An 18,000-nucleotide genomic window follows, 5' to 3' on the forward strand; every position below is an offset into this window, starting at 1 on the left:
GAACAGACGCGAATTTACTTCGATTGCTGCGGCGTCATGTCCGGTGTGACGGGCGCAACGCCCGGCGCAGCCGTCGGCTGAGCCTGCTGTGCGGCCACGGTGGTGCTGTGTTCCTGCAGACCGCCACCCAACGCCGTGTACAGATCGATGGCGTTGGTCAGGCGCGCCAGGCGCGTCTGCACCAGCGTCTGGTCGGCGCTGAACAGATCGCGCTGTGCGTCGAGCACGTCGAGGAAGCTCGACACGCCGTTGCGATAGCGCTGGTCGGACAGCGTCAGGCGATCGGCCGTCGCATCGCGGAAGCGCTTCTGCGCGGCTACCTGCTCTTCCAGCGTGCCGCGCGCCACGAGGGCATCGGACACCTCGCGGAACGCGGTCTGGATCGTCTTCTCGTAGTTGGCAACCGCGATCTTCTGGTTGGTCTTGGTCAAGTCCAGGTTGAAGATGTTGGTGCCCCAGTTGAAGATCGGCAGCGTCAAGTTCGGCACGAACGACCAAAGCCCCGTTCCGCTCTTGAAGAGATCGTGCAGCGCCGTGCTGGCCGTACCGATATTCGACGTCAGCCCGATGCTCGGGAAGAACGCCGCACGCGCCACGCCAATGTTGGCGTTGGCGGCAATCAGCTTCTGCTCGGCCTGGCGAATGTCCGGGCGCTGCTCCAGCAGTTCCGAGGGCACACCGGGCGGAATGTCAGCGACGATCTTTTCCGACGACACCGTGGTCGGCGTGGGCAGGTCGGCCGGCAAGGGAGCGCCGACCAGCACCACCAGGGCGTTGGTCGCCTGGGCGTACTGGCGCGTGAGCTGAGCCACCGACACGCGGGCCGACTCCACCAACGTCTCGGTCTGGCGCAGGTCCAGCGCCGACGAAGCGCCGACGTCAAACCGCTGCTTGGCGAGCTTGTAGTAATCCTCGCGGCCCTTCAGGGTCTGCTGTGCCAGGTCCAGCTGCTCGGCGTAGGCGCGCTCGTTCAGGTAGGCCTTCGCCACCTGCGAGATCAGGCTGATCTGCGCGGCACGCCTGCCTTCGTCCGTCGCCAGATAGCTCGCACGCGCGGACGACGTAACGTCGCCCACGCTGAACAGGTTCACCTGGTAGTTGCTGATACCCACGCCAAGCTGGTACTGCTTGGTGTAGATGTCGCCGCCGGTGGTTGAGATCGACGGCGGCGTATGGCTGCGCGTGTACGTGGCAGATGCGTTGACCGGCGGCAGCAGGTCGGCGATCTGCAGGCGGTACTGCGCACGCGCCGCCTCGACGTTGAGCATGGCCACGCGCAGGTCGCGGTTGTTCTCAAGCGCAAGGCCGATCAGCTTCTGCAGGCGCGCATCGGGGAAGAACTCGCGCCAGCCCAGTTCGGTCGCGCGCGGGGCGTTCTCGCCGGGCTTGGCAGAGTCTGCCGGCACGGCATAGCCGGCCGGTGCCTGCGGATAGGTGCTCGTTACCGGAGCATCCGGGCGCTCGTACGTCGGCGCCAGCGAGCAGCCGGACAGTACGCCGGCAGCCAGCAGGAGCGCCGGCAGCAGCGCGGGGGTTCGAAAGGTCATCGTTTTCTGCATGTTCAGATTTCCTCGTCCAGCGGACGGTGCGCGGCATCCAGGCGGCGTTGGCGCTCGCTGCCCTTGAAGATGCGGCGGACCACCACGAAGAACACAGGCACCAGCACCACGGCCAGCACCGTCGCGGTGATCATCCCGCCCATCACGCCGGTACCGATGGCGCGTTGGCTGGCAGAGCTGGCGCCGGTGGCAATCGCCAGCGGCAGCACGCCAAGGATGAAGGCGAACGACGTCATGATGATCGGGCGGAACCGCAGGTGCACGGCTTCCAGCGTCGCCTCGATCAGGCCCTTGCCTTGCGCCTGCAAGTCCTTCGCAAACTCGATGATCAGAATTGCGTTCTTGGCGGACAAGCCCACCACCGCGATCAGGCCGACCTTGAAGTAAACGTCATCGGGCATCGCGCGCAGCGTCACGCCCAGCAGTGCGCCAAGCACACCCAGCGGCACCACCAGAATCACCGCCGCCGGGATCGACCAGCTTTCATACAGCGCCGCCAGCACCAGGAACACCGCCAGCAGCGACAGCGCATACAGCGCCGGCGCCTGCGAGCCCGAGGCCTTTTCCTGCAGCGACTGGCCCGTCCATTCGTAGCCGATACCAGCCGGCAGCTTGGCAGCCAGGCGCTCCATCTCGGCCATGGCATCACCCGAGCTGGCACCCGGCGCGGCCGCACCCGAAAGGCGAACAGCCGGATAGCCGTTGTAGCGCACGAGCTGCACCGGGCCGACGATCCAATGGCCCTTGGCGAACGTCGACATCGGCACCATGTTGCCCTGCGCGTTGCGCACGTACAGGTTCATGATGTCTTCGGGCTGCATGCGGTTGATCTTGTCCGCTTGCACGATCACACGCTGCTGACGACCGTAGTTCGGGAAGTCGTTGGCGTACGCCGAACCCAGCGCTGTCGACAGCACAGCGTTGATGTCGGTGAACGAGACACCCAGCGCGTTGGCCTTCTCGCGGTCGATATCCACCTGGTACTGCGGCGAATCTTCCAGACCTTCCGGGCGCATGCCAGTAATGATCTTGCTTTTCGCCGCCATCCCCATCAGTTGATTGCGAGCGGCCATCAGAGCGTCATGCCCCAGGCCGGCACGATCCTGCAGACGGAAGGTAAAGCCGGTGGCATTGCCCAGTTCCGGAATCGGCGGCGGGTTCAGCGGGAACACGATCGCATCGCGAATACCACCAAACAGCGCACCAAAGGCACGGCCGGCCACGGCATCAGCAGTTTGATCCTTGCCCTTACGCTCGCTCCAGTCCTTGAACGGGGTGAACACGATACCGGCGTTCGGGCCGTTACCCGAGAAGCTGAAACCCTGCACGGCCACAATGTTCTCGACCGCCTTTTCCTGCTTGTAGTAGTTCTCGACCTGCTTGATCACTTCCAGCGTGCGGTTGGCCGATGCACCCGGCGGCAACTGGATGTTGGTCACGATGTAGCCCTGGTCTTCGGTCGGCAGGAACGAAGACGGCAGGCGCAGGAACAGGAGCACCACCGCAGCGATCAGCGCAGCGTAGATCACCATGTAGCGGAAGGTCTTCTTCAGCATGCGCTCCACGAAGCTTTGATAGCGGTTCGTGGTCGTGCTGAACATGCGGTTGAACCAGCCGAAGAAGCCTTTCTTCTCGTGGTGCGAACCCTTCTCGATCGGCTTGAGCAGTGTCGAGCACAGTGCCGGCGTGAGCGTCAGCGCCATGAGCGCCGAGAAGAAGATCGACGACACCATCGACAGCGAGAACTGGCGATAGATCGCGCCCACGGAGCCCGAGAAGAACGCCATCGGGATGAACACGGCCATCAGCACCAGCGTAATACCGATGATGGCGCCCGTGATCTGGCCCATGGCCTTGCGGGTGGCTTCACGCGGGGGCAGGCCTTCTTCGGCCATGATCCGCTCGACGTTTTCCACCACCACGATCGCATCGTCAACGAGAATACCGATCGCCAGCACAAGGCCAAACATCGTCAGCACGTTGATCGAGAAACCCATCGCGTTCATGACGGCAAACGCGCCCAGCAGCGAGATTGGCACCACGATCGACGGCACCAGCGTGTAGCGGATGTTCTGCAGGAACAGCAGCATCACCAGGAACACCAGCACCATGGCTTCGAACAGCGTCTTGACCACTTCCTCGATCGAGATCTGGACGAACTTGGAGGTGTCGTACGGCACCTTGTATTCCACGCCCGCCGGGAAGTACTTCGAGAGCTCTTCCAGCTTGGCCTTCACGGCCTTGGCCGTACCCAGAGCGTTACCCGTGGGCGAGAGCTGCACACCAATGGCCGAGATCGGCTGGCCGTTGATCCGCGCAGAGGTCGAGTAAGTCTGGCCGCCCAGTTCCAGGCGTGCAACGTCCTTCACGCGCACCAGCGAACCGTCAGGCTTGGCCACCAGCACGATGTTGCCGAACTGCTCAGTGGTCGTGAGCTGGCCCTCCACCACGACCGTTGCTGCGAGGGGCTGATCGGAGACAGACGGCAGATCGCCGATCGTACCGGCCGAGACCAACGCGTTCTGTGCGCGGATAGCGTTGTAGACATCCGTGGGCGTCAGCTTGTAGCCGACCAGCTTGGCCGGATCGATCCAGACGCGCATGGCGCGTTCCGTACCGAACAGGATGGCCTGACCCACACCCGGCACGCGCTTGATTTCATTCAGCACGTTGCGTGAGATGTAGTCACCCAGTGCGACCGGGTCCATCTTGCCGTCGGTGGATGCCAGCGTGGCAAACAGCAGGAAGTTCGAGCGGGCCTTGTCGACCTGCACGCCCTGCTGCGTCACCGCAGAAGGCAACCGAGCTTCCACGCGCTTCAAGCGGTTCTGCACGTCCACCTGCGCCAGTGCCGGATCGGTACCGGCCTTGAACGTCACGGTGATCTGCGCCTGGCCGTTACCGCCCTGGCTGACCGACTCCATATAGAGCAGGCCGTCCGCACCGTTCATTTCCTGCTCGATGATGCTGGTGACGGATTCGTCCAGCGTCTTCGCGTTGGCGCCCGGATACGTTGCCGTGATGATGACGGACGGCGGCGCGATGGTCGGGTACTGCGAGATCGGCAGCTGGGTGATCGAAATCGCCCCAGCAAGGATGATGAACAGCGCGAGCACCCAGGCAAAGACCGGGCGATCGATAAAAAACTTTGCCATGCGATGGCTCCTTGTTTACTGCTTGGCTGCCGGTGCGCTGGCAGCGGGAGTGCTTGCAGCAGGGGCGCTGGCCGCCGAAGCGGGTGCGGCGCCGCCACCCTGGCCGCCCTGACCTTGCGGGCCCTTGCCCTGGCCTGCCGACATCGGCTGCCACGGCACAGCCTTGACCGGTGCGCCCGGATGAACCTTCTGCAAACCGTCGACGATCACCTTGTCGCCTGCCTTCAGGCCGCTGGCGACGATCCATTCCGTACCGGTCGAGCGATCGGCCTGGACTTGGCGCACTGCAGCCATGCCCTTCTCGTCGACCACCATGACCGAGGCGCCGTCCGGGCTGCGCGTCACTGCTTGTTGCGGCACCGTGATCGCCTGCTCGTCCACAGCCTGCTCCAGGCGGGCGCGTACGTACATGCCCGGCAGCAGCGTGCGATCGACGTTCGGAACAATTGCGCGCAACGTGATCGTGCCCGTGGCCGGGTCCACTGTCAGGTCCGAGAAGTAGAGCTTGCCCGACTGTGCATAGGCGCGGCCGTCTTCCGTCACGAGCGTGACCTTGGCTGCATCACCACCGGCCTTGGCCAGCTTGCCGTCCTTGAGCGCTTGCTGCAGACGCATCACTTCGGTGCTTGACTGCGTGAAGGTCAGGTAGATCGGGTCGATCTGCTGCACGGTCGTCAGCAGCGTCGCCTCGCCCTGGCCCACCAGCGCGCCTTCGGTGACCTGCGCCAGACCAGCACGCCCGGAGATGGGCGAAGTCACGCTGGCGTAGCCGACGTTCAGCTTGGCGGTTTCCACGGCAGCGCGGGCGGCGGCCACGTCAGCGGTGGCTTGCTTGGCGGCGGCGGTGGCGTCGTCGTAGTCCTGCTTGCTGATGGCGTTGGTGGCAACCAGCGGCTTGTAGCGTTCAGCCTTCAGTTGCGCCTGCGTTTGCGTGGCTTCCGAGCGCGCAAGCTGTGCCTTGGCGCTGTCGAGCGACGCCTGATACTGCGCCGGATCGATCTGGAACAACTGCTGGCCGGCCTTCACGTCACTGCCTTCAGCGTAGGTGCGCTTGAGCACAATGCCTGCGACCCGTGCGCGCACCTGCGCCACCCGCGTGGCCTCCAGGCGGCCCGGCAACTCGCTGGTCAGACCAACGGAGTGCGGCTGCACGGTCACAACGCCGACTTCGGTCGGAGGCATGCCGGCGCCGCCCGGCCCTTGTGCCTGCTTGTTGCCGCAGGCTGCAAGTGCCACCACCGTGAATGCGGCGGCAGCGAGTTGGTGATAACGGCGGGTGTTCGTCATAGATGACCCCATGTGGCGATAAGCGGAATGCCGGGTGCCGCCACGCCGCGCAAACGAGTGCGACGCCGGCAAACCGTCAGCGAAACCAAAAAACACAAAACGAAAACGTCCGATGCTAGCTGCATCTCGCGGCATGCGATATGGCCTTTGCGACGAACTCGCAACAACTCGGACCAGAATGCTAAGACGCGGGAGCGATCGGCAGTCGATCTCCGACTGGCTGCCGACAGACAGAAGTCGGCTCCAGACCACGTGCCCGGGATTGGATGTGGCGCATACGGCCATGGGCAAGCGACGGAGTGCGCGCTATTATAGATACGTTCGCGTATGTATGTAAGTGATGCCGTTACGAATAGGGACTCCGTTGACACCTTTCCGGAGTTCGTAGCAATGACGGCATCAAGCGAACGTGCGGCGCATACCGCGCTGCGACAAAGCATTGTCAGCCAACGGACCCGCTGCCGCGTTGTGCGAAGCGCAATAGTGCGTTGCCTGGAATTGTGCATTGCACAAAAGCCAATCGAAAGAACGTCGACTCAGGTGATACGGCGTTCCTCTGGAAGATCATGGTTAGACGAACGAAGGAAGAAGCACTGGAAACACGTAACCGCATCCTGGATGCGGCGGAAGACGTGTTCTATGCGCGCGGCGTGGCACGCACATCGTTATCGGATATCGCGCAGGCCGCGGGCGTGACGCGCGGCGCCATCTACTGGCACTTCCGCAATAAGACCGATGTTTTTGCCGCCATGTGCGAGCGCGTGAAACTGCCCATGGAGACCATGTGCACCCCGCTCGGGGTGGAAGCCGATGATCCGTTGGGCGAATTGCGCACGGTGGGCAACTTCCTGTTGCGGCAACTCGTGGAAGATGCGCACTGGCGCAAGGTCTTCGAGATCATGTTCAACAAGTGCGAGTTCGTGGAAGACACCAGCCCCATCCTCAAGCGCCAACAAGAATCATTTGAGGAAGGCATGACCCACCTGACGAGCATCATCGAGCAGGCAACGCGGCGCGGGCAACTGCCGGCCGACCTCGATATCCCGCTGGCCGTGGCGCATTTCCATGCCACGTTCAACGGCATCATGGGCGATTACCTTTTCTACCCGGATGCCTCCAGCCTCGCCACCAAGCGCGAGCGTCTGCTGGATGCGTGCATCGACACACTGAAATACGCGCCATCGCTGCGGCTAGAGCCGACAGCGGCCGCGGCCGCCCGCACGGGGACTCCGGCATGAACGCGCCGGTGTTCGATCAGATGGTCTTTGCCGGCGGCGGCAACCGCTGCTGGTGGCAGGCCGGCTGGTGGGATGTCGTGCAGCCCGAACTGGGCCTGGCGCCGCGCGTGATTGCCGGCATCTCGGCCGGCGCATCGACGGCGTGCATGCTGCATGCATGGAATTCGGCCGAGCTGATGGATTACTACGGCGAAGCCCTGCGTCAGAACACCCGCAACGCCCATTGGGGCAACCTGCTGCGCGGCGAGCGCGTGTTTCCGCATTACGGCATGTACCGCACGGCGCTGCTGACGGTGTTCGGCGAGGGTCGCTTCGGGCGGCTGGCGCAGGCGCCCGAGATCCGTATCGGCGTGGCGCATATCCCGCGCTGGCTGGGCGCACGGTCGGCGGTGGCGGCAGGGCTGATTGCCTACAACATCGAAAAGCACGTCCGCAAGACGCTGCACCCGACGCTGGGCAAGCGCCTCGGCTTCACGCCGGAAATCGTGCGCGCACAGGATTGCGCCACGCCCGAGGATCTTGCGGATCTTCTGCTGCAATCGGCCTCCACCCCGCCGTTCACGCCAGTGCTGCGGCGCGCGGGGCGGCCAGTACTCGACGGCGGGATGGTGGACAACGTGCCCGTGCACGCGCTGGACGCCACGCCCGGCGACGCGCTGGTGCTCGTCACGCGCCTGTACCCGCGGCCGACGTATTTCCGCATGGATGTGCCCGTGGCCGACGGCGTGCAGCGCCGCTTTTACGTGCAGCCCTCGCGCAAGGTTCCCATTTCAAGCTGGGATTACACCCGCCCGGGCGCTATGCGCGACGCCTATGCGCTTGGCCGTCATGACGGCGAAACCTTCCTGCGCGAACTTCCACGCGGGTTCGCCACGGCGGTGGCTGCGTAACCTCCTCCTCTAAGACAGGCGGCGGGCGCGCCGCTTGCTGCGCATGGCGCGCCCGCCGGCGTGCCACCAAGGTCGTCCGGCCGATGCTTCTTCGACGGACACCTCATGCCCGCAAACCCTGCACATGCGTTTGACCTGATCGTGATCGGCGCCGGTTCGGCCGGGCTCGCGGCTGCGCGCCGATCTGCGCAACTGGGGGCACGCGCGCTGCTGATTGACCGCGCACAAGTTGGCGGCACCTGCGTCAACCGCGGGTGCGTGCCGAAGAAGCTGCTTGGCTACGGCGCCACCTGGTCGCAGACCGTGGCGCGGTGCGCGCGCACCGCCAACGCCGCCGACGCCTGGGCCGATGCCATCGCCCGCACGCGCGCCGAAGTCGTGCGGCTGCACGAAGCACATTTCGCCCAACTGGCCGATGCCGGCGTGCAGTGGTTGAGCGGCACGGCCTCGCTGCGCGGCCGCGGCATCGTCCGCCTGCAAACCGATACCGGCAAGACCACGCTGCGGGCACGCCAGATCGTGCTGGCCGCCGGCGCCCGCCCCATGCCGCTTCCCGTACCAGGCACGGAACTGTCCTGCACTTCCGACGACGTGTTTGACTGGGACACGCTCCCCGCATCGCTCATCATCGCGGGCGGCGGCGTCATTGCGGTGGAGATGGCGTCTACGCTGGCACGCTTTGGCGTGCGGGTTACCGTGCTGACGCGCGATACGCGTGTGCTGCCTGAATTTGACGTCACGGTGGCCGAGGCCGCTGCGCAGTCGCTGGCCGGCTGCGGCGTCGAGCTGATCCTAAACGCCGACGTCGTCCGCGTCGAACGCGATGCTGTGAACGGCGGCGGCGTGGCCGTCTACGCGAGCACCGAAGGCAGCGACACTCCCCGCGTGCTGCGCGCCCAGCGTGTGTTGAGCGCCATCGGCCGCACGCCGAACATCGCGGGCCTCGGCCTGGACGCGGCCGGCGTCACGCTCGACGCACACGGACGCGTCGCGGTCGATCGCCATTTCCGCACGCGCGCCCGCGGCGTGCATGCCGTGGGCGACATTTGTGGCGGCAGCCCGCTGCAATTGACGCCCGTGGCCGCAGCGCAAGGCCGCTACGTGGCTGAACGCTTATTCGGCAAAGGCACCAAGCTGCCCGACATGAACACCGTGCCGATGGCCGTGTTCTGCGATCCGGCGATCGCCTGCGTAGGCCTGACCGAGGCTGACGCGCGCACGCGCTGGCCTGAATTGGGCAAACGCGGAGCGGACACCGACAAACGCGCGTTGGCAGATCGCATCGACGTGGTGGTGCGCCGCTTCGTCTCGTTGGAGCAGCGTTTTGCGGGCTCGAGCATGGAATCGCTGATCAAGCTGGTATGCAATGCGCGCAGCGGACGCGTGCTCGGCGCGCACATCGTCGACAACGCCGCGCCAGAGATCATCCAGGCGCTGGCGGTGGCCGTGCGCATGGGCGTACGGCTCAAGCATCTGCATACAACCGTCGGCCTGCACCCAACGGTGGCGGAGGAAATGCTGAGCATGTAAGCGCACTCGTTCAATTTTCCTGATCCCGATCTGCAAATCCATGCACGTTGCTGGTGCTGTGTCGGCGCAGAATGGCAAATATATTCTTCAGGAAATTTGACATGCTTCCCGTGCTTTATCTGTCCCATGGGTCGCCCATGCTGGCGGCCGATCCGGGCCCTGTCGGCAAGATGCTGGCGGCGCTCGGGCAAGAGATGACCGCCCTCAAGCCGCGCGCCATCGTCGTGGTTTCGCCGCATTGGATGACGCGCCGGCCAGCCGTCACTGCCCGCGCCCAGCAGGAAGCGTGGCACGACTTCGGCGGCTTCCCGCCACAGCTATACGCCCTGGAATACGCCCCGCCCGGCGCGCCGGACTTGGCCGAGCGCATCCGTGCACTGATCGACGGCAACATCGTCCCGGGGCTGGAAGAACAGGCTTCCACCGTGCTGGACCCGCGCCAGCCGCTGGACCACGGCGCATGGGTGCCACTGATGCTGATGTTTCCCGAGGCGAAGATTCCCGTGGTGCAGGTGTCATTGATGCCGGGCCTGTCGCCGGCTTGTCAGATGGCGATGGGGCGTACGCTCGCGCCGCTGCGCGACGAAGGCGTGCTGATCGTCGGCTCCGGCAGCTTCACGCACAACTTGCGCGCGCTGATGCGCGGCCCGGGCATGGCGCAGCACGGTGTGCCAGTCGAGCCTTGGGTGACGGCCTTCCGCGAATGGATGATCGAGACGATGACCGACGGCATCCGCAGCGGCGATTTCACCCGCTTCTGCGATTACCGCGCGCAAGCCCCGAACGCCGCCCACGCCCACCCGACCGACGAACACCTGATGCCGCTGTACGTGGCACTGGGTGCCGCCATGGGCCAGCCGAGCCAAGCCACGCCGGGCGGCGTGCAGGCTCAGCACGTGGTCGATACCGTGACGTACGGCTCGCTGGCGATGGACAGCTTCCGCTTTGACGGCGCAGGCGCCAACCAACCGCAGCTGCGTGCCGCGGCTTGATTGACGAAGAAAAACGACGGACAGAACGCTGGCGTTATGCGCGGATCAGCGCGGGCGCCAGCGCCGTCGGATTGACCACGCTGTCGACGTTGCCCTGCAGGACATCGAGGATGTTCTGGAACGCGATGCTGAAGTACAGCTCGTAGCCCTCGCGCTCGACATAGCCGATGTGCGGCGTGCAGATGCAGTTCTCCATGCGCAGCAGGGTGTGGCCCTGCAGGATGGGCTCCGTTTCAAACACGTCGATGGCGGCCATGCCCGGGCGCCCGCGGTTGAGCGACGTCACCAGGCCGTTTTCTTCCACCAGCTCGGCACGGCTCGTGTTGACGAAGAGGGCGGTCGGCTTCATGCGCGTAAGGTCGGCCACCGTGACGATGCCGCGCGTTTCGTCGTTCAGGCGCAGGTGGACGGACAGCACATCGGACTGTTCGAACAGCGCGTCCTTCGAATCCGCCACGGCAAAGCCATCGGCGCGGGCCCGCTCTTGCGAGCCTTCGCGGCCCCACACCAGCACATTCATGCCGAAGGCGCGGCCGTAGCCGGCCACGAGCTGGCCAATCTTGCCGTAGCCGAAGATGCCCAGCGTCTGGCCCTTCAGGACGCGGCCAATGCCAAAGTTGGGCGGCATCGTCGTGGATTTCAGCCCCGACTGCTGCCACGCGCCGTGCTTGAGGCTCGCCACGTATTGCGGAATGCGGCGCTGCGCGGCCATCACGAGCGCCCAGGTCAGTTCAGCCGGCGCCACTGGCGAGCCCTTGCCCTCCAGCACCACCACGCCCTTGTCGGTACAGGCATCCAGGTCGATATGACTGCCCGAATCGCGCGATACGCGGCCAGTCTGGCTGATGATCTTGAGTTTGGGCAGGCGGTCCAGCAACTGACGCGTCACACGCGTGCGCTCCCGGATCAGCACGATGGCTTCAACGTCCGCCACACGTGCGGCCAATTGACCCACGCCTTTGACGGTGTTGTTGAACACTTTGACTTCGTGATCCTGCATCAGGCTGAAGCAATCCAGCTTGCGAACAGCGTCTTGGTAGTCGTCCAGTACGGCAATCTTCATCGACATCTCACTTCGAACAATGGTGCGCAGCAAAAAACAGCGATCCCTCGCGGTGGTATTCTTCCCATCCCTCGTCGCACGACAATCTGTGTCGACGTTCGGAATTGCCCGCCGCGGGCACGCAATTTGCGCAGCCCCGCTGGTGACGAGTCCTTGTTCTAGGGTCTGTTGACCTCGGTCCCGCCACTTTAGCGCACGCGGCCCCCGCTGCCCGGAAAAACCCACGTTCCGTCAGCGCACCGCTTTGTAACTGAATGTGAAATCAGCACGGCTACCGTCCCTCCGCCTGCCTCACCTCTCCCTCTGGAAATCGCTGATCCGGCCTGCCCATGAGGTGCCGTCGATCGCTTTCCACCCTGCCGCTGGACGCGGCCACCGTGCTGATCCGCCATCGATTTCTTTCTCACTTCCATTGGAGTTTTGGTCATGAATCAACCCGTGATGCAGGGCGTGCCCGCATTGAACGTGCCCGATTACGTGAAACACCCGCGCCTGATCGCGTGGGTGGGCGAGGTCGCAGCACTCACCAAGCCGGAGCGCATCGTCTGGTGCGATGGTTCGCAAGAGGAATACGACCGCCTGTGCGCCGAAATGGTGGCCGCCGGCACGATGAAGCAGCTCAATCCGGCCAAGCGCAAGAACTCGTACCTGGCGCTGTCGGACCCGTCGGACGTGGCGCGCGTGGAAGACCGCACCTTCATCTGCTCGCAGAAGAAGGAAGATGCCGGCCCCACCAACAACTGGACGGCCCCGGCCGAGATGCGCCAGACGCTGAACGGCCTGTTTGACGGCAGCATGCGCGGCCGCACGCTGTACGTGGTGCCGTTCTCGATGGGCCCGCTGGGCTCGCCGATCGCGCACATCGGCGTGGAGCTGTCGGACAGCCCGTACGTGGCCGTCAACATGCGCATCATGACCCGCATGGGCCGCGCCGTGTATGACGTGCTGGGCAGCGACGGCGATTTCGTACCGTGCGTGCACACCGTCGGCAAGCCGCTCGCCGCCGGCGAGAAAGACGTGCCGTGGCCGTGCAACCCGACCAAGTACATCGTGCATTTCCCGGAAACGCGCGAAATCTGGTCGTTCGGTTCGGGCTACGGCGGCAACGCGCTGCTGGGCAAGAAATGCTTCGCGCTGCGGATCGCCTCCACCATGGGCCGCGACCAGGGCTGGCTGGCCGAGCACATGCTGATCCTGGGCGTGACGTCGCCGGAGGGCAAGACGTATCACGTGGCGGCGGCCTTCCCGTCGGCCTGCGGCAAGACCAACTTTGCGATGCTGATTCCGCCTGCGGGCCTGAACGGCTGGAAGGTGACGACCATCGGCGACGACATCGCCTGGATCAAGCCCCGCAAGGACGCCACCGGCAAGACCCGCCTGTACGCCATCAACCCGGAAGCCGGCTACTTTGGCGTGGCCCCGGGCACCAGCGAGAAGACCAACTTCAACGCGATGGCTACGCTCAAAGAAAACGTCATCTTCACCAACGTGGCCCTCACGGATGACGGCGATGTGTGGTGGGAAGGCATGACCGACACGCCGCCGGCCCACCTCATCGACTGGCAAGGCCAGGACTGGACGCCCGAGACCGCCAAGGAAACCGGCCGCAAGGCTGCCCATCCGAACGCGCGTTTCACGGCGCCGGCCGCGCAATGCCCGTCGATCGATCCGGAATGGGACAACCCGGCCGGCGTACCCATTGATGCGTTCATCTTCGGCGGCCGCCGCTCGACCACCGTGCCGCTCGTGACCGAAGCGCGCGACTGGACCGAAGGCGTATACATGGCTGCCACGATGGGCTCGGAAACCACCGCCGCCGCCGCAGGCCAGCAAGGCGTGGTGCGCCGCGACCCGTTCGCCATGTTGCCGTTCTGCGGCTACAACATGGCCGACTACTTCGCCCACTGGCTCAACGTCGGCGAGAAGCTTGCCGAGAGCGGCGCCACGCTGCCGAAGATCTTCTGCGTGAACTGGTTCCGCAAGGACGAAAACGGCAAGTTCGTGTGGCCGGGCTTTGGCGAAAACATGCGCGTGCTCAAATGGATGATCGATCGCATCGAAGGTCAGGCGCAGGGCGATGAGAACGTCTTTGGCGTATCGCCGCGCTACGAAGAACTGAGCTGGGACGGCCTGGACTTCACGGCCGAGCAGTTCGCCAAGGTGATCTCGCTGGACGCGGCAGCCTGGAAGCAAGAACTGGCGCTGCACGACGAGCTGTTCACGAAACTGGCGCACGGCCTGCCGCAAGCGCTGCCCGACGCCAAGGCCCGCCTGGAAGAACGCCTGGAGGGCTGACAGCCGCCGCCGCTTTGGCATCAGGACAGAAAGCCCGCCTTGTGCGGGCTTTTTTTTCGCCTGCCCGCAGAAAGTTGCCCAAACAATGAGCAGTAATCCTAAAGTTTTAAATCGCGCGAATTACCCCTGCCAACAAAACAGATCAATTGATTTTTAGGAAATCGAATCGTTTTGTAAAAAATACCGGCGCACACATAAGCGCGATCATTATGCCGGCGCGAGCATAATCGTCATGCATTTATGCCTGGCTTGAATCGTTGTACGCATGGTATCGGCCAAGAACGTTGCCTGGCATAGCTTTATGAAGAATGCATGTCAACCACGCCACCCCAATGCGTGTCGAATTGAATGAATTTCCAAATTTTAAAATTCCTGCGTGACGAATCCCTACGGGATTCTTATAATCCCGCAAAACGGAATCCTTTCTCTCTGAGCCAGAGGGGGGGTTCATGACTAGAGGAAACGGGAAAGGGCTAACAAGCCTTATGCCAACGGAGGTGGGGAATCCCTACTTCACCGGCGCTCGGGGGGGCGCCGGCTCGGATTGCGCGCAGGCAAGGCCGCAAACCGTGCAAACGATTGCATGGTTCGGCACGCCGCAGCAGGCACCGAGGGGCTTGCAGACCTTTCTCAAGACCACCCTGGACACCACCCAGGAGGCTCCGCTGGCGATCGTCGACGGGAACAGCAGCATGACGATCCGCGCAAGGCCGACGGCCGGGCAACAGCGCCCGCAAGAAACGACATGCGAGCACACGCGCAACTGCCCGCATGGCACTCATAACAACGCGCACCGCAGACAGCAGAGCGCAGCCGCGAGGCTGCTCGCCGGAGTGTGTCGGCTGGTTAGACGGGAGGTATCACAAAGTGGGTATTCAGATCTTGCTGGTCGAACAAGACCAGGCAGAGGGGGAGCGTCTGTCGTTTTCCCTGCGTGATGGTGGACACGAGGTACAACGGGTCAGCCATCCGGGCCAGGCGCAGGCAGCCATCCTGGCGGCCATGCCTGAGTTGCTCCTGATGGAGTGGACGTGGCCCGAGCGCGAGTCGATCGACATGCTGCTGGCGTTGCGCGCCAACATGCAGACGCGCGGCCTGCCGGTCATCGTGCTGTCCCGTCATGGCGATGCGCGTGCCAAGATTGCCGCACTCGACGCCGGTGCCGACGACTACGTCGTCAAGCCGTGCGACACGGGCGAGCTGCACGCCCGCATTCGCGCCGTACTGCGCCGCCGCGCGCCGCATCAGCATGGCGACGACATCCTCCAGGTCAACGGCCTGCGCCTCGATCCGCTCACGCTGGGCGTGACTGCGCAAACCGAAACCGGTCCGCGCGCCATTCCGCTCAGCCCGCTGGAATTCCGCTTGCTGCACTTTCTCGTCGCGCACCCGCAACGCGTGCACTCGCGCACGCAACTGCTGGACCGCGTATGGGGCAACCATGTATTCGTGGGTGAGCGCACAGTGGATGTGCATGTGCGCAAGCTGCGCGTGGCGTTGGCCGGCACGCCCTGCGATGGCCTGATCCAGACCGTGCGCGGTGGCGGTTATCGCCTCGTGGTGGGCACCAGCGGCGCAACGGCCGCGCATGCTGCCGAAGCGATTGGCATGCAACTGGAAGTGGCGACCCGCAAGGCGGAGCTGCCGGCATACGGCCGCGTCCCCACGACGCGCTCGCTTGGCCCCGCTCAGTTGGGCGCCTGACGAGCCTGTCCGCCAGAGCAGACCGCCGCGTGCGCATTGCGCAGCGGCGGTTTTCTTTTATATCTGCGCTTGGCGATGCGCGCCATAACCTGGGCAGATCGACGCAGGTACTCCTTATGCTTGCGCGTCAACGCTGGCTTTCGCGCCAGCGCTTGAGCCAGCCGAGCCCTTCGCTGGTGCCGGCACGCGGCCGATATTCGCAGCCGACCCAACCGTCATAGCCGAGCACATCCAGCAACGCGAAGAGGTGCGGATAGTTCAGCTCGCCTTCGTCCGGTTCGTGACGATCGGGCACGCCGGCAATCTGCACGTGGCCCACGCCATCGAGGTACTGCTTGAGCTTGACCGACAGATCGCCCTCCATGATCTGCGCGTGGTACAGGTCGAACTGCACCTTGACGTTGGTCGCGCCGACTTCCTTGCACACCGCGTGTGCCTGCGCCTGGTGCGTGAGGAAGAAGCCCGGCATGTCGCGCGTGTTGATCGGTTCCAGCACGATGGTGACGCCCGCGCCGGCAGCCTCGCGCGCAGCGTAGGCGACGTTGCTCACGTAGGTGGCCTGATGGCGTGCGCGGTCTGCACCGGCGGGCAGCAGGCCGGCCATCACGTGCAGGCGCGTGTTGCCGAGCACCTGCGCATACTCCAGCGCTGTCGCAATGCCGCGCTTGAATTCATCCTCGCGACCGGGCAATGAGGCGATGCCGCGCTCGCCGCCCGCCCAATCGCCCGGCGGGGCATTGAACAGCGCTTGCGTGAGGCCAGCGTCGTCAAGACGGGCGCGGATATCCGCCTTGTCGAAGTCGTAGGGAAATAGAAACTCAACGCCCTCGAACCCATCTTTTGCCGCGGCGGCAAAGCGGTCGAGGAACGCGTGCTCCTGGTACATCATGGAAAGGTTGGCGGCAAAGCGGGGCATGACAGACCTCTGGATACGATTGCTTATTTATTGACCAACTTCGACGGCGTACGCAACACGGCAATGCAGCCGAGCACCAGCACGCCCGCCAACGCATACATGCCGGTGGATGTGCTGCCCGTCATGTCCTTGAGCGCACCGATCATATAGGGGCTCACAAAGCCGGCCAAGTTGCCGACCGAGTTGATGGCGGCAATGCCGGCAGCGGCAGCCGTGCCCTGCAGGAAGGCCGTGGGCAGGGACCAGAACAGCGGCGCGCACGTCAGCACGCCCGCAGCGGCCAATGACAGGAACACGATCGACAAGGCCACGTTGTGCCCGGCCGTCGCCACCACGGCAAAACCGACTGCGCCCATCAACGCCGGCACAACCAGGTGCCAGCGACGCTCGCGTCGTGCATCGGCACTGCGACCGATCAGCACCATGGTGATCGCCGCACATACGTACGGAATCGCAGAGAGCACGCCCACCATGAAGGTGTCTGTCACACCGGCGTTCTTGACCAGCGTCGGCATCCAGAACGTCAAGCCGTATTGGCCCATGACGAAAGCGAAGTAGATCAGGCTCATCATCCACACACGCGGGTCGGAGAACACCTTGCCGATGCCGTGGTGCTCGGTCTTGCCTTTGTTGTCTGCAGCAATGTTGGCTTCAAGAATCTGCTTCTCGTCTTCTGACAACCACTTGGCCTTGCGGATACTGTCATCGAACTTCCACAGCACCAGCAGGCCGACCAGCACAGCAGGAACGGCTTCGATCACGAACATCCACTGCCAGCCCTGCCAGCCGCCGCCGACGCCCGTCCCGTGAAACGCGCTCATGATCCAACCCGACAGCGGATTGCCGAAAATGCCCGAGATGGGGATGGCCGCCATGAACATCGCGACAATGCGCGCGCGGCGATGCGACGGATACCAGTACGTCAGGTACAGGATGACGCCAGGGTAGAAGCCCGCTTCTGCCAAGCCCAGGAGGAAGCGCATCACGTAGAACTGCGTCGGCGTCTGCACGAATGCGAATGCGCCCGAGATCAAACCCCACGTGATCATGATTCGCGCGATCCAGATGCGCGCGCCGATCTTGTTCATCAGCAGGTTGCTCGGCACCTCGAAGAGAAAGTACCCGATGAAGAAGATGCCGGCACCGAGCCCGTAGACCGTCTCGGAAAAATTCAGCGCCTGCGACATCTGCAGCTTTGCAAACCCAACGTTCACGCGATCGAGATACGCGACTACGTAGCACAGCATGATGAGCGGGACGATGCGGCGCGACACGCGCGCATAGACGCTGTCCTCTTTTGAAACGGCGTGCGAAGGCAACGCCGCCGTGGTGGCGGTCGAGGTGTTCATGTGGTCTCCGGTCTAGGTTTTA

General features: G+C 64.1%; 12 protein-coding genes. 6 read left to right on the top strand and 6 right to left on the bottom strand.

Translation table 11 applies throughout. The annotated features are described in order from the left end of the window. Positions 1 to 14: 14 nt before the first annotated feature. The 3 genes from ACEN9T_RS24815 to ACEN9T_RS24825 are packed head-to-tail and all read right to left on the bottom strand — an operon-like array spanning position 15 to position 6,001. Positions 15 to 1,559, bottom strand: a complete 1,545-nt coding sequence (locus tag ACEN9T_RS24815) for an efflux transporter outer membrane subunit (protein ID WP_092974171.1) — start codon at positions 1,557 to 1,559, stop codon at positions 15 to 17. Between the two features lie 2 nt (positions 1,560 to 1,561). Continuing rightward, complete coding sequence (locus ACEN9T_RS24820) at positions 1,562 to 4,714, bottom strand: efflux RND transporter permease subunit (RefSeq protein WP_092974168.1); 3,153 nt, start codon at positions 4,712 to 4,714, stop codon at positions 1,562 to 1,564. 15 nt (positions 4,715 to 4,729) lie between these two features. Then, positions 4,730 to 6,001 (bottom strand): efflux RND transporter periplasmic adaptor subunit, encoded by a 1,272-nt coding sequence (locus ACEN9T_RS24825; protein ID WP_413707369.1) that lies wholly within the window; start codon positions 5,999 to 6,001, stop codon positions 4,730 to 4,732. A gap of 566 nt (positions 6,002 to 6,567) precedes the next feature. Here ACEN9T_RS24825 and ACEN9T_RS24830 point away from each other — a divergent pair. The 4 genes from ACEN9T_RS24830 (at position 6,568) to ACEN9T_RS24845 (ending at position 10,651) form a co-directional block, all read left to right on the top strand. Next, on the top strand, positions 6,568 to 7,239 hold the full coding sequence (locus tag ACEN9T_RS24830) for a TetR family transcriptional regulator (RefSeq protein WP_092974162.1): 672 nt from the start codon (positions 6,568 to 6,570) through the stop codon (positions 7,237 to 7,239). After that, entirely contained in the window at positions 7,236 to 8,129 is an 894-nt protein-coding gene (locus tag ACEN9T_RS24835) for a patatin-like phospholipase family protein (RefSeq protein WP_413707370.1), read from the top strand. Before ACEN9T_RS24830 ends, ACEN9T_RS24835 begins: the two co-directional genes overlap by 4 nt. A 105-nt stretch (positions 8,130 to 8,234) precedes the next feature. Continuing rightward, entirely contained in the window at positions 8,235 to 9,659 is a 1,425-nt protein-coding gene (locus ACEN9T_RS24840) for a dihydrolipoyl dehydrogenase family protein (RefSeq protein ID WP_413707371.1), read from the top strand. Between the two features lie 101 nt (positions 9,660 to 9,760). After that, entirely contained in the window at positions 9,761 to 10,651 is an 891-nt protein-coding gene (locus ACEN9T_RS24845) for a DODA-type extradiol aromatic ring-opening family dioxygenase (RefSeq protein ID WP_413707372.1), read from the top strand. A 34-nt stretch (positions 10,652 to 10,685) separates the two neighbouring features. Here the strand turns inward: ACEN9T_RS24845 and ACEN9T_RS24850 are convergent, their stop codons facing one another. Then, positions 10,686 to 11,714 (bottom strand): D-2-hydroxyacid dehydrogenase family protein, encoded by a 1,029-nt coding sequence (locus ACEN9T_RS24850; RefSeq protein WP_092974150.1) that lies wholly within the window; start codon positions 11,712 to 11,714, stop codon positions 10,686 to 10,688. Between the two features lie 426 nt (positions 11,715 to 12,140). Between ACEN9T_RS24850 and ACEN9T_RS24855 the strand changes: the two genes are divergently transcribed. Together ACEN9T_RS24855 and ACEN9T_RS24860 are read left to right on the top strand one after the other, a co-directional pair. Further along, positions 12,141 to 14,009, top strand: a complete 1,869-nt coding sequence (locus ACEN9T_RS24855) for a phosphoenolpyruvate carboxykinase (GTP) (protein ID WP_413707373.1) — start codon at positions 12,141 to 12,143, stop codon at positions 14,007 to 14,009. 867 nt (positions 14,010 to 14,876) lie between these two features. After that, positions 14,877 to 15,713, top strand: coding sequence for a winged helix-turn-helix domain-containing protein (locus tag ACEN9T_RS24860; protein ID WP_252692088.1), 837 nt, complete (start codon positions 14,877 to 14,879; stop codon positions 15,711 to 15,713). A 127-nt stretch (positions 15,714 to 15,840) separates the two neighbouring features. Here ACEN9T_RS24860 and otnI read toward each other — a convergent pair whose 3' ends face one another. Continuing rightward, positions 15,841 to 16,629 (bottom strand): 2-oxo-tetronate isomerase, encoded by a 789-nt coding sequence (gene otnI, locus ACEN9T_RS24865; RefSeq protein WP_413707374.1) that lies wholly within the window; start codon positions 16,627 to 16,629, stop codon positions 15,841 to 15,843. A 23-nt stretch (positions 16,630 to 16,652) separates the two neighbouring features. Continuing rightward, on the bottom strand, positions 16,653 to 17,978 hold the full coding sequence (locus ACEN9T_RS24870; protein ID WP_413707375.1) for an MFS transporter: 1,326 nt from the start codon (positions 17,976 to 17,978) through the stop codon (positions 16,653 to 16,655). Positions 17,979 to 18,000 lie beyond the last annotated feature (22 nt).

This window comes from Ralstonia sp. Ralssp110, from assembly GCF_047325135.1.
Lineage (GTDB): Bacteria > Pseudomonadota > Gammaproteobacteria > Burkholderiales > Burkholderiaceae > Ralstonia > Ralstonia mojiangensis.

Excerpts from the sequence above, each read along its gene's own strand:
- ACEN9T_RS24815 (WP_092974171.1), bottom strand. The coding sequence starts at position 1,559 with ATGCAGAAAACGATGACCTTTCGAACCCCCGCGCTGCTGCCGGCGCTC.
- ACEN9T_RS24820 (WP_092974168.1), bottom strand. The coding sequence starts at position 4,714 with ATGGCAAAGTTTTTTATCGATCGCCCGGTCTTTGCCTGGGTGCTCGCG.
- ACEN9T_RS24825 (WP_413707369.1), bottom strand. The coding sequence starts at position 6,001 with ATGACGAACACCCGCCGTTATCACCAACTCGCTGCCGCCGCATTCACG.
- ACEN9T_RS24830 (WP_092974162.1), top strand. The coding sequence starts at position 6,568 with ATGGTTAGACGAACGAAGGAAGAAGCACTGGAAACACGTAACCGCATC.
- ACEN9T_RS24835 (WP_413707370.1), top strand. The coding sequence starts at position 7,236 with ATGAACGCGCCGGTGTTCGATCAGATGGTCTTTGCCGGCGGCGGCAAC.
- ACEN9T_RS24840 (WP_413707371.1), top strand. The coding sequence starts at position 8,235 with ATGCCCGCAAACCCTGCACATGCGTTTGACCTGATCGTGATCGGCGCC.
- ACEN9T_RS24845 (WP_413707372.1), top strand. The coding sequence starts at position 9,761 with ATGCTTCCCGTGCTTTATCTGTCCCATGGGTCGCCCATGCTGGCGGCC.
- ACEN9T_RS24850 (WP_092974150.1), bottom strand. The coding sequence starts at position 11,714 with ATGAAGATTGCCGTACTGGACGACTACCAAGACGCTGTTCGCAAGCTG.
- ACEN9T_RS24855 (WP_413707373.1), top strand. The coding sequence starts at position 12,141 with ATGAATCAACCCGTGATGCAGGGCGTGCCCGCATTGAACGTGCCCGAT.
- otnI (WP_413707374.1), bottom strand. The coding sequence starts at position 16,629 with ATGCCCCGCTTTGCCGCCAACCTTTCCATGATGTACCAGGAGCACGCG.
- ACEN9T_RS24870 (WP_413707375.1), bottom strand. The coding sequence starts at position 17,978 with ATGAACACCTCGACCGCCACCACGGCGGCGTTGCCTTCGCACGCCGTT.